Source organism: Bernardetia sp. (genome assembly GCF_020630935.1).
Classification (GTDB): domain Bacteria; phylum Bacteroidota; class Bacteroidia; order Cytophagales; family Bernardetiaceae; genus Bernardetia.
On record NZ_JAHDIG010000013.1, the window covers coordinates 65,610 to 76,841 of the forward strand.

General features: G+C 35.5%; 13 protein-coding genes. 7 read left to right on the top strand and 6 right to left on the bottom strand.

The annotated features are described in order from the left end of the window. Positions 1 to 9 precede the first annotated feature (9 nt). From rpe to QZ659_RS05700, 4 genes are all read left to right on the top strand, one after another. Positions 10 to 657 (top strand): ribulose-phosphate 3-epimerase, encoded by a 648-nt coding sequence (gene rpe / locus QZ659_RS05685; protein ID WP_291723216.1) that lies wholly within the window; start codon positions 10 to 12, stop codon positions 655 to 657. Between the two features lie 175 nt (positions 658 to 832). Continuing rightward, on the top strand, positions 833 to 1,231 hold the full coding sequence (locus QZ659_RS05690; protein WP_291723220.1) for a J domain-containing protein: 399 nt from the start codon (positions 833 to 835) through the stop codon (positions 1,229 to 1,231). A gap of 38 nt (positions 1,232 to 1,269) precedes the next feature. Then, positions 1,270 to 2,163, top strand: coding sequence for a PspA/IM30 family protein (locus QZ659_RS05695; protein ID WP_291723223.1), 894 nt, complete (start codon positions 1,270 to 1,272; stop codon positions 2,161 to 2,163). Positions 2,164 to 2,221: 58 nt separating this feature from the next. Beyond that, positions 2,222 to 2,734, top strand: coding sequence for a SixA phosphatase family protein (locus tag QZ659_RS05700; protein WP_291723227.1), 513 nt, complete (start codon positions 2,222 to 2,224; stop codon positions 2,732 to 2,734). Between the two features lies 1 nt (position 2,735). Here QZ659_RS05700 and recR read toward each other — a convergent pair whose 3' ends face one another. Continuing rightward, positions 2,736 to 3,335: a recombination mediator RecR gene (gene recR / locus QZ659_RS05705; RefSeq protein ID WP_291723232.1), complete on the bottom strand. Its 600-nt coding sequence runs from the start codon at positions 3,333 to 3,335 to the stop codon at positions 2,736 to 2,738. 268 nt (positions 3,336 to 3,603) lie between these two features. Here recR and QZ659_RS05710 point away from each other — a divergent pair, with 268 nt between their 5' ends. Next, complete coding sequence (locus tag QZ659_RS05710) at positions 3,604 to 4,827, top strand: lycopene cyclase family protein (protein WP_291723235.1); 1,224 nt, start codon at positions 3,604 to 3,606, stop codon at positions 4,825 to 4,827. On the opposite strand, the gene QZ659_RS05715 is transcribed toward QZ659_RS05710, so the two are convergent. The 4 genes from QZ659_RS05715 to mutY all read right to left on the bottom strand — a co-directional run bounded on the left by QZ659_RS05715 (position 4,824) and on the right by mutY (position 8,565). Continuing rightward, positions 4,824 to 5,381, bottom strand: a complete 558-nt coding sequence (locus tag QZ659_RS05715; protein ID WP_291723239.1) for an RNA polymerase sigma-70 factor — start codon at positions 5,379 to 5,381, stop codon at positions 4,824 to 4,826. The two genes, QZ659_RS05710 and QZ659_RS05715, sit on opposite strands and share 4 nt — an antisense overlap. 37 nt (positions 5,382 to 5,418) lie before the next feature. Further along, on the bottom strand, positions 5,419 to 6,816 hold the full coding sequence (gene gldE / locus QZ659_RS05720; protein WP_291723242.1) for a gliding motility-associated protein GldE: 1,398 nt from the start codon (positions 6,814 to 6,816) through the stop codon (positions 5,419 to 5,421). 24 nt (positions 6,817 to 6,840) lie between these two features. Next, the gene (locus QZ659_RS05725) at positions 6,841 to 7,317 is read right to left on the bottom strand and encodes a single-stranded DNA-binding protein (protein WP_291723245.1); all 477 of its coding nucleotides are present in this window, start codon (positions 7,315 to 7,317) and stop codon (positions 6,841 to 6,843) included. A gap of 135 nt (positions 7,318 to 7,452) precedes the next feature. Continuing rightward, positions 7,453 to 8,565 (bottom strand): A/G-specific adenine glycosylase, encoded by a 1,113-nt coding sequence (gene mutY, locus QZ659_RS05730; RefSeq protein WP_291723249.1) that lies wholly within the window; start codon positions 8,563 to 8,565, stop codon positions 7,453 to 7,455. A 171-nt stretch (positions 8,566 to 8,736) separates the two neighbouring features. Here mutY and QZ659_RS05735 point away from each other — a divergent pair, with 171 nt between their 5' ends. Together QZ659_RS05735 and QZ659_RS05740 are read left to right on the top strand one after the other, a co-directional pair. Beyond that, complete coding sequence (locus tag QZ659_RS05735) at positions 8,737 to 9,732, top strand: PorP/SprF family type IX secretion system membrane protein (RefSeq protein WP_291723252.1); 996 nt, start codon at positions 8,737 to 8,739, stop codon at positions 9,730 to 9,732. Between the two features lie 190 nt (positions 9,733 to 9,922). Then, complete coding sequence (locus QZ659_RS05740; protein WP_291723255.1) at positions 9,923 to 10,351, top strand: hypothetical protein; 429 nt, start codon at positions 9,923 to 9,925, stop codon at positions 10,349 to 10,351. Positions 10,352 to 10,387: 36 nt separating this feature from the next. On the opposite strand, the gene QZ659_RS05745 is transcribed toward QZ659_RS05740, so the two are convergent. Further along, positions 10,388 to 11,176, bottom strand: a complete 789-nt coding sequence (locus QZ659_RS05745; protein ID WP_291723258.1) for a metal ABC transporter ATP-binding protein — start codon at positions 11,174 to 11,176, stop codon at positions 10,388 to 10,390. Positions 11,177 to 11,232 lie beyond the last annotated feature (56 nt).

Sequence of the window (11,232 nt, forward strand, 5' to 3'; positions counted from 1 at the left end):
TCAAATTCTATGATTCTTGCTCCTTCTATCCTTGCTGCCGATTTTGCCAACCTTCAAAATGAAGTAGAAATGCTCAATAAGAGCCAAGCCGACTGGCTTCACATCGATATTATGGATGGCGTTTTTGTCCCTAATATTTCGTTTGGTATTCCTGTTTGTGAAGCTATTGCCAAACACGCAAAAAAGCCTTTAGATGTGCATCTTATGATTGTAAATCCAGAAAAATATGTAGATAATTTTGCTCGTGCAGGCGCAGAAACTATTTCTGTTCATATTGAAGCCTGTCCACATCTTCATAGAAATCTACAACAAATTCGAAACTTGGGATGTAAGGCTGGTATTGCTGTAAACCCTCATACTTCTATTTCTCAATTAGAAAATGTAATTGAAGAAACTGACTTAGTGTGTCTTATGTCTGTAAACCCAGGGTTTGGAGGACAAAAATTTATTGAACAAACGTACAGAAAAGTAAGCGAACTCAAAGAATTGATTTTAAAAACTGGCTCAAAGGCTCTTATCGAAATTGATGGAGGAGTGAATGCTAAAAATGCTAAAAGGCTAGTAGATGCAGGTGCTGATGTGTTGGTGGCTGGTAGTTTTGTATTTTCTTCGCCAGACCCTAGCGAAACCATTAGCAGGATAAAATCATTGGTCTGAATAAAATAATTTCAATTATTCTGCATCAAAAATGAAATTTTTCTGTCTTTTTCTTAACTTATACAAAAAACACAAAGCATAACGTTTAGGAGGCTTTTTTCGTTAATTATAAATTATGCTTTATTCATTCTTTAGTTGCTAGTAATAAGCAAGCAATTTACAACTATAAAAAACTATGCTCTTCGATAGATTAAAAAATATTATTCGCTCTACTACTAACGATTTTTTAGAAAAAAATGGACTTTCTGATGATGAATATGCTAGAGCCATTGATGATGAATATGAAAAAGAATTTGGCTCATTAGGAAATGATTCTTCTTATTCTAGCAGTTTTGATACGGAATACAATTTTGAGACTCCTAAAGCCAATCCGAAGGAACGAATTTATTATCATACCCTAGGGCTTGAGCAAGGAGCATCTTTTGAGCAGGTCAAGACAGCCTACAAAAAACTTATGAAAGCCTACCACCCAGACCGTCATCAAGCAAACCCTCAAAAACAAAAATGGGCTGTCGAACAGTCTCAAAAAGTAAATGAGGCATATTCTTTTTTTAAGAAGAAATTTGAGAACTAAAACTAGGCTCTTACCCTATTCTAAATTATTATTATTATATGTGGATATTTTTCAAACGTCTTTTCAAAGTAGGTCAAGCCAAAGCACACGCTAAACTTGATAAAGTAGAAGACCCAGTAGCACTTACCGAGCAATCTATCAAAGATTTAAAACAAGACCTTGCTGATAGCATGAAAAGCCTTGCAGAAATGAAGGCTCTAGCTATTCGAACCAAAAGAGATGTTCAGCAAGCACACCGAGCAGCTAATCAATACGAACAACGAGCTATGCAGTTTATTGCCAAAGCAGAAAAAGGTGATATTAGTATGGATGAGGCAGACCGTTATGCCCTCAAAGCTCTTAGACAAAAGGACCAAATTTTGAGAGTCTCTTCTGCCAACGAGCAAAATCTTCGTGCTTACGAAAACATGATTCGAAAACTGGAATTAGATATTCAAAAAATTCGTACACAAATAAATACGTGGGAAGGAGAACTCAAAACACTCAAAGTGCGTTCACGCCTTTCAGAAACAAGTCGTCGCCTAAACGAGCGTATGTCTTCGATGAGTAATAGCAGCATGCATAACATGATAGAAGACATGAAAATGAAAGTAGAGGAACAAGAAGCTCTTGCACAGTCGTATGAAGATGTTGCCAGCCAAGAAGATAGTGTAGATAAAGAAGTAGAAAAAGCATTAGGAAAAGATGCTCCTACATTAGATTTGCCTTCGCCTCAAGATGCTCTAGCACAGTTAAAAGCAAAAATGAAAGCTCTTCCTAAAACAACTGATGAGCTGATACAAGAAGCAGAAGATGATGCCATAACTAAAGAAATCAGTGAAAATTCGGAAAGTTCACAGCAAAAGAAAAATATCACTTTTAAAAAAGTAGAACAAAGTACGCCTCCAAAACGTCCACGCTTACGTATTCGAAAAGAAGGCTTTGATGACTAAAAACGAAAGTCTCAAAAATAAAATATAATTACACCAAATTTCTTCTGTCCTATAAATAATGAAAAAACTATTCTTACTACGCCACGCACAAACTGAAGGTTATAGCCTTTCTAATCCAGATTATGAACGCAAACTTACAGAAAGAGGCGTACAAGATGCAATGCAACTGGGGCAACTATTACATCAAAGAGATATTGTGGCAGACAAAATGGTCAGTAGTTCTGCCGTGAGAGCGCAAATGACGGCTCGCTTAATTGCTAATGGAATAAAATATCCACCTTCAGAAATACAAATTGAGGATGAACTCTATCAGTGTTCGGAACGAGATTTATTGCAATTTATCAATCAAATTGATGATACTTCTATCAATAACCTATTTCTAATCAATCATAACCCTGCCGTATCTGCTTTTATGTATTTACTTTCTGAAAAAGATTACGGTTTTTTAAGCCCATGTAGCTTAGTTGTTTTTTCTTTTGATGTAGAAAACTGGACAGAAATTTCACGAGGAAGTGGTAAGGTAGAAGAAATGCGTGTTCCTGAAAATGGTTTTGAAAATGTCAGTTTATAAACTAATCAAATGTAATACGTTTGGCAATACTTCTTCCTAGTGTTATTTCGTCTGTATATTCTAGTTCGCTTCCAATCGGAACACCACGAGCAATTCCACTAACTTTAACACCTTGTTTTCTAAGTTTTTTCGTTAAGTAAAAAGCTGTTGTATCGCCTTCCATCGTCGCATTAAGAGCCAAAATGACTTCCTTTACGCCATTTTGAGTACGCTCTAAAAGAGAATCAATATTCAAATCGGAAGGACTAATTCCCTCAATCGGAGAAATTACACCACCCAAAACGTGATACAACCCGTTGTATTGTGCTGTATTTTCTATTGCCAGTAAGTCTGGAACTTCTTCCACTACACAAATTATACTCTCATCTCTTTTAGGACTTTTACAAATACTACAAATATCTGTATCTGAAATAGTATGGCATTTTTTGCAATAGACTGTTTTTTCTCTCAAAGCTATTAGAGAATTGGTAAGTTCTTGTACATCTTGAAGCTCTTGACTAAGAAGATGCAAAGCTAAGCGAAGAGCTGATTTTTTACCAATTCCAGGCAAACGAGAAATTTCATTAACAGCATCTTCTACCAATTTGGAAGGATAATTCATACAATTTTGTGTTCAGCCTTTTACATATTTTTTAAGCTCAAATAATTAACAAAAATACAAAAAATAACACAGATTTTAAAGGCTAAAAGCTAAAAGAAATAGCAACACATATCCATGAATTAAAATAATTTTAATCAGTATAAATCCTCATTTCATCGAAAAAACAACTATCTACTGATTTTTATAAACAGTAAAAACAAACATAATAAAGTAATTTTGAGTTTTGGCTTTATATTTCACAACCTATTTTTTCATCTCATACCAGTCAATGAATTACGATATTATTTTTACAGGAGGGGGCGCAGCAGCACTAATGTTGCTATACAAAATGTCTAAAAACGAAACATTATCTAAAAAGAATATTTTAGTTATTGATAAAGAAAAAAAAGACACTAACAACAGAACCTGGTCTTTTTGGACAAACCAAAAAACTGATTTTGATATCATAGTACATAAAGAATGGGAAAAGGTTCGCTTCCTTGCTCCACAAATTGATAAGACAGACCGCTTAACATCATTGAAATACAAAATGATTCGTGGTATTGATTTTTATAATTTTGTTAATGCAAAACTTTCTGAATTTGAAAATATAGAGTTTCTACAAGCAGAAGTAAATGAAGTAAAATCTATTTCAGAAAATGAAGCCGAAGTTAGTCTCACAGAAGAATTTGGGAATAAAATATTTAGGTCAGAGTATGTTTTTGATTCTCGTTTTCTAAAGGAAGATATTCCACCTAAAAGCAATGATTATCATTCGCTGCTACAACATTTTTTAGGATACACCATCGAAACTGATGAGCCAGTCTTTGATTCGGAAACTGTACAGCTTTTTGATATGCGTTTGCCACAGCGCAACGCTGTTGAATTTGTTTATATCTTGCCATTTTCCCCTACAAAAGCATTGGTGGAATATACATTGTTCTCCGACGAACTTTTGAGAAATAAAGAACTTTATAAAGTACGGCTTGAAAGTTATATTGCGACAAAACTTGGTGTAGAGAATTACAAGATTGAAGAAGAAGAAGAATACGGTGTAATTCCGATGAGCGATTATAAGTTTGAGCAACCAAAAGCTAAAAATATCATTTATCTTGGAACAAAAGCAGGCAGAGCCAAGCCAAGTACAGGCTATGCTTTTCTAAGAATGTACAGAGATGCAAAATGTAGAATAGAGGCATTTCAAAAAACAGGTAATTTTCATTATAATGAAAAATTCAATAAGCAATTTGAAACCTATGATTCTATGATTCTGAATATTATGGAACGAGACCCAGCAGATATTCAACGTATTTTTACAGATATGTTTCGAAACAACTCTATTGAACAAGTTTTGCTTTTCTTAGATGAGCAAACCAATTTCTTATCCGACTTGAAGATTATGGCATCTGTTCCTCCTATGCCTTTTCTTACTTCTATCAAAAATTTAGTAACAGGTAGAAAAGGACAACGACTGCATCAAAGATTAGGAAATGTAGCGATGGTTAAGGTTTAATACAGTAACCAAGCTACTAAAAAAGGTAGATAATCTTTCAACTCTACTCTCAATATTTTGAGAGCTTTACCCATTTGATTTTCTACAGTTTTGATAGAAATACCTAATGTATCGGCTACTTCTTGATAGCTCATATCTTCAAATCGATTGAGCATAAAGACTTCCTTACAGCGTGGTGGCAGTGCTTCTAAAGCAGTTTCTATATGATTGGATAACTCTTCAGTACGAATATTTTCATCACTTTGGTTAGTATCAACGGCTAAGTGTTGATAGATAGGCTCATCAATATCAAGAGCATTGTCGGAGGTAGGGCGTTTCTTACGAAGGTAATCTATTCCTGCATTGGCTGCCGAGCGCTTGAGATAGGCTGCAACAGAAGTAGTGATGTTGAGCTGGTCTTTTTTTTTCCAAAAATTAAAAAATACGTCTTGCACAATGTCTTCTGCAATGGCTTCATCTTTTACCATTCTAAAAACAGTTCGGCACATAGAAGCATAATGCAACTTAAAAAGTTGTTCTATATCTTCTATTACAATTTTTTTAGCCTCAGACATAATATTGGACAGTGTTTTTATCTACAACTTTTTGCCATTAGTCTTCTTCTCTTTGGTCTTCTCGCTGCAATACTCTAACTTTCACTTTTTTTACTCGTTTTCTATCAGCCGATTCTATAATAAATTCGAAAGGAGCAAACTCTTTGCTCTCTCCTCGCATTGGCATCTTCGAAAAAAGCTCTAGCATAAGCCCTCCAAGCGATTCACTTTCCCCTTTTACGCTATCAAAATGACTGGCATGTAATTCAAACTCTTTTACAAAATCACTTAACAGCGTCTTTCCTTCAAAAACATACTCATCTTCTGCCGTTCGGACAAACAAACGTTCCTCCTCATCATCAAACTCGTCGTTTATTTCTCCAACAATTTCTTCAATAACATCTTCTAAAGTAACCAATCCAGAAGTTCCTCCATATTCATCTACCACAATAGCCATGTGGATATGTCTGGTTTGAAAATTTTGGAAAAGGTCGTCTATCTTTTTTGTTTCGGGAACATAAAACACATTTTCTCTGATAAGTTGTTGCCATTCGAAGTCATTCCCTTTTTTAAGGTGTGCCAACAAGTCTTTAGCATAAAGCAGTCCGACAATATCATCTACTTTTTCTTTATAAATCGGAATTCTTGAATAACCACTTTCCTTTATAGTTTCTAAGAGTTCGTTGTACGAAGTAGAATATTCTATGGCTGTAATGGAAGTACGAGAAGTCATGATTTGCTTGGCATTGATTTGCCCAAAGTTGATAACTCCTCTCAAAATTTGCCTAGCTTCTTTTGCAGCCTCATTGTTGGTGGTAAGTTCTAAGGCTTTGTTGAGTTGCTCTACCGAAACAGGGTCGTGGTTTCGTCCTTGCTTGACACTCTTTTCAAGTCTTTCTCCCATAAAAGCTAATATCCAAGCTGCAGGCTGTAAAACCGCAGTTGCAAATGCCATTGGACGAGCCACACTCCTAGAAAATAAAAGCGCACGCTGACGAGCAATTACCTTTGGCACAACCTCACCAAAAAATACAATTCCAGCTGTAACAACTGCCGTTAGGATAACCACTACAAGTCCTTCTTCCTCACGCCCAAAAATCTGCCACATCATATAAGTAGAAATAATTACTATCGCTACATTGACAAGATTGTTGAGGAGTAAAATAGTAGCTAAAAGCAGTTTTTGTTTGCTCAAAAGCTCTAATAGTTTTTTATCCACGAGTTTTTTACTCTCCTTACATTCTTCTATTTGCTGATTGGTAAGCGAAAAAAACGCTACTTCCGAGCCTGAAATCAGTCCCGAAAGCAGCAATAGAATGAGAATAAAAAAGAGTTCGAAGGCATACATTGCCAAACTAGATGCCTGAATGCCATTTATTTGCAAAAGAATATCTAGACTTTGAAAACTATCTACAATAGTGGTAAAGTTCCAACTAAAACTGTCGCTCTCGTTCAAGGTAATAAAAAATTAAGTTTTAGATTAGAAAGGCAAATCATCTTCTGGGTTGGAAGAACCACTCAAATCTTGAGCTACTTCTGTCTTTGGTGTAGAAGAAGTTGTAGAAGCATTTGAGCCTCCAGCGTAAGGGTCTTGTGTTGGCATCGGAACACCTCCATTGTAGTTGCCATCACCTACTTTTGCTGTAAATTGTATGTCATTTGCTACTACTTCGGTTACATATTTTTTTACTCCGTCTTGCTCCCACGAACGAGTCGCTAGTTTACCTTCAATATAAATTTTATCTCCTTTTTTAAGCCTTTCAGCTTTTTCTGCGTGCCAACGCCATAACACTACACGATGCCATTCTGTGCGTTCTTGCCACTCTCCTGACTGGTCTTTATAATTTTCACTTGTAGCAATAGAAATTGTCGCTACCTTGCTTCCGTTTTCTAAAGTACGAACTTCTGGGTCTTGCCCAAGATTTCCTAATAAGATTACTTTATTTACTCCTGCCATATTTTAATAAAATTATTTTATAAAAGTGAAATGTAAAATTGGTTTGATTTACTTCGTCTTTAGAAAATTTGTTTGCAAAATTGGTGTTTTAAAAATAGAGAATAGTAACACAAAAATACAAAAAAAATCACAGATTTAGAAAAGATGCTGCTCCAAATAGTCAAGATATTTACTAATCAAGACAGGTTTGGGGATTTTATCCAAATTTTGCCATTCTATTTCTTCTAAGTCATATTTAGCCTTTAATGTTTGCCAATATAAAAATTGTTTTTCATTTGACATGATTTCAAGCGTATAAAATTTTGCATAAAGCGTCCTGTGAGAAAGTTGGTGCTTAAAAATAATAGATTCGTGTGTAAGTTTGGTATTTTCTATTTCTAAGTATTGCTCTAACTCCTTGAGAGGCTCAAATCCCTTCTTATCTTTGTGTTGAAATTCTATTAGAAAAAAATCATACAAACCTTGCCAAATATCGCCTTCCCCTCGTTTCCTAAGCAATACTTTTTCCTTATTTCCTTCTCGTTTCTTAAAAACAAAATAGTGCATAAAACGGTCTGTAACCTTTGTTTTTTTTCCTTTTATGGGCAATTTTTCTATTAATTTTTTCTCAAAAGCTGTACATTTTTTTTGCAAAGGACAAACTTGACAGTTTGGACTTTTCGGAACGCATTGCAACGCTCCAAATTCCATAATGGCTTGGTTATAAATAGCTGGTTGAGTTGCATCTATGAGATTTTGAGCAAGCTCTCTAAATTCTTTTTGGTTTTTAGTTTCTGTAATATCTTTTTCAATTCCAAAAAAACGACTTAGAACTCTATACACATTTCCATCCACTACTGCCTGCACTTCGTCAAAGGCAAATGAAGAAATTGCTGCTGCTGTATAATCGCCTACACCTTTTAGTTTTTTAATTTCTGAATACGTTTTGGGAAAAATTCCATTCAAATCATTTGAAATATATTTTGCTGCTGCGTGTAGATTTCTAGCTCTTGAATAATAGCCTAAGCCTTGCCAAAATCTCAAAACGGTTTGTTCGTCGGCTGCTGCCAGTTGCTGAACTGTTGGAAAATTCTCAATAAACTTTTCATAATAGGGCATTCCCTGCACTACTCTTGTCTGCTGTAAGATAATTTCAGAAAGCCATATTTTATAGGGATTTTGGGTATCACGCCACGGCAAGTCTCGTTTGTTTTGATGATACCAAGAAATGATAGTTTGAGAAAAAAACTTGTTTTTATTTTCTGACATCTGACTAATAAATGGAATTATATGAATGATTTTTAACCAAAAACAACTTTATATAAAATCAACAATCTAACTTCTAAATTGATAAATTTGTAAATAAAATATATCTCTAAGCGTTATTGTTTATAATTTGAGAGATTAGAGAAGACAGTTTGTAATTATATAAGAAACAAGATGCAGCCACATTTTAAATTTGAGAAAAAATATTTTCTAGTTCTGACACTAATTTTTTACACTTTTTTTCATTCCGTTTCGGCGCAAGATAGCCGTTTTACACAGTTTTGGAGTGCGCCAATGACCGTAAATCCTGCTTGGACAGGAACAATTCCTCATTGGAGAGCTTCGGCTCTATATCGTCAGCAGTGGTATGGTGTAAACGGTGGAATACAGTCTTTCTTTGGAGCTTTTGATTATAACTTTGGAACAGGAAGAGGAGCAGTTGGAGGCTGGGTAAAGCAAGATAGAGTAGGTTCTCTGAATGCAAATAATTTAGAAGTGGCTGGAATTTATTCGTATAGAGTGCAGTTTCAAAACGATTGGCAACTCTCAATGGCAGCACAACTAAGCTATGGACAACGCACGCAGGGAATGGACGGTTTGCGCTTCGAAGATGCAATGATTAGTGGAAATGTAACGGCAGAAGAGTTTGGCAATTTTGTAAGTCGTTATCCAGATTTTGGTACAGGTTTGGTGGTCTATAATTCCAAAATGTGGATAGGAGCAGCAGCCTATCATCTTTTGCAGCCAGATATTTCTGTTTCTACTATTCAAGACAAATTACCTATCCGACTGACAGGACAAGCAGGATACAGAATCAATCTCAATGACGAACATACGCTTATTCCATCTGCTATTTTTCAATATCAGAATCCATTTACGCAATTTGACTTTGGTGTAAACTGGGAGTGGGACTTTCTGTATGCTGGTGCGTGGTATCGTGGTCTGCCTACTCGTAGTGGAACACAGCTTTTGCCTTCCTCGTCTCTTGCTTTAGTGAGTGGAGTAAAAGTGGAAAACTGGCAGTTTGGCGTAAGTTATGATTTTGCGCTGGCTTCGCTTGTGGGAGTTGGGGGAAGTTATGAAATTAGTTTAGTTTATATGCCAAAATACGATGTAAGGCGTTCGGCTAGAGGCAGAGAAGAAGTAAAGTGTCCGATTAATTTTAGGTAAAATAAAAATAGTACTAATCTTTTCTTTCTATCTTGTTGTATTTTGTTGTTACTCTCAAGATACAACTATCTTAAAAGTACATTTTTTATATGGTTCAAAGCCTCTAAAAAAGTATAAGAAAACAGAAAAGAAGTGGTTTGGTGGTATTTTAGGAGGACATGTAGGACTAGAAGTTGAAGAAGGTAGAGTTTTGAATTTTTTACCTAGCAAGGATAAATTTCACATATTTCCTAACAATGAAGACAAGCACAGCACGTATGCTATTCATTCTGCACTTAGTTTTTATGCTATTTTTGGAGGACATCCAGACAGTGTAAAACTAGCTATTATTCATATTCCAATTACAACAACACAGAAAGAAACATTTGATAGTATTGTGTCTGCTTATGTAGGACATCCACCTTATGATTATGCTTTTTTTGGAATGCGTTGTGGTGCAGCCACCTATGAAGTTTTAGCTCAATTAGGCTTCTTTCAAAAATATAGTTATAAAAAAACTAGCAGAAAGATATTTTATCCTAGAAGACTAAGAAAACGTCTTTTTAAAATGGCTCAAAAAAATAACTGGCAAATCATTAGAAAAGAAGGAACAAACCATAGAAAATGGGAAAAAGATTAATTATTCAACACAAGATAAAATCTTGAGCTAGAAAACTTAATCCTCCCTAGAAGGAAACTGTGCCTTTTTCAAAAGATTTCCCACTTCAGACAAAACAGTTAGCCTGCCTCCGTATGTTTCTTCCAAAAGCTCTTTTGTCAGAGTAGTTTTTGTTTTTCCACTAGCTACCAAACGCATATTTAGTAATACCGTCCAGTCGAAATATTCTGCTGCTGACTGCAAATCGTGATGAACTACAATTACCGTTTTGCCTTGTTCTCTCATTTCTCTCAAAAGGGCAATAATTGCCGATTCGGTAGCTGCATCTACTCCTACAAATGGCTCATCCATCAAATACAAATCAGCTTCTTGTGCTAAGGCTCTAGCCAAAAAAACACGTTGCTGCTGTCCTCCAGAAAGCTGTGAAATCTGACGAGAAGCAAAGGCACTCATCCCTACTTGTTCTAACGATTTAGATGCAATTTCTTTATCTTTTTTTGAAGGACGACGCATAAGTCCCATTTTTCCATAACGTCCCATCAAAACCACTTCAAAAACTGAAATTGGAAAATCCCAATCGACAGATTCTCTCTGTGGAACATAACTAACTTTGTCTCTAACCTCATCAAGGCTTCTATTCATTAGCTTTACATAACCACTACTCAGAGGAAGCAATCCCATAACAGCTTTTATCAGCGTTGATTTTCCTGCTCCGTTGGGTCCAATAATCCCCACCAATGCGCCTTTTGGAATAGACAAATCAATATCCCACAGCACAGGCTTGCGCTCATAACTAACAGTTAGGTCGTGGATTTCTAAAACTGGATTTTCTACTTGTGTTATCAAATTTGATTAGTGATTAGTGATTAGTGATTAGTGATTAGTGATTAGTGATTAGTGAT

Coding starts and splice junctions, on each gene's coding strand:
- rpe (WP_291723216.1), top strand. CDS start 10: ATGATTCTTGCTCCTTCTATCCTTGCTGCCGATTTTGCCAACCTTCAA.
- QZ659_RS05690 (WP_291723220.1), top strand. CDS start 833: ATGCTCTTCGATAGATTAAAAAATATTATTCGCTCTACTACTAACGAT.
- QZ659_RS05695 (WP_291723223.1), top strand. CDS start 1,270: ATGTGGATATTTTTCAAACGTCTTTTCAAAGTAGGTCAAGCCAAAGCA.
- QZ659_RS05700 (WP_291723227.1), top strand. CDS start 2,222: ATGAAAAAACTATTCTTACTACGCCACGCACAAACTGAAGGTTATAGC.
- recR (WP_291723232.1), bottom strand. CDS start 3,335: ATGAATTATCCTTCCAAATTGGTAGAAGATGCTGTTAATGAAATTTCT.
- QZ659_RS05710 (WP_291723235.1), top strand. CDS start 3,604: ATGAATTACGATATTATTTTTACAGGAGGGGGCGCAGCAGCACTAATG.
- QZ659_RS05715 (WP_291723239.1), bottom strand. CDS start 5,381: ATGTCTGAGGCTAAAAAAATTGTAATAGAAGATATAGAACAACTTTTT.
- QZ659_RS05725 (WP_291723245.1), bottom strand. CDS start 7,317: ATGGCAGGAGTAAATAAAGTAATCTTATTAGGAAATCTTGGGCAAGAC.
- mutY (WP_291723249.1), bottom strand. CDS start 8,565: ATGTCAGAAAATAAAAACAAGTTTTTTTCTCAAACTATCATTTCTTGG.
- QZ659_RS05735 (WP_291723252.1), top strand. CDS start 8,737: ATGCAGCCACATTTTAAATTTGAGAAAAAATATTTTCTAGTTCTGACA.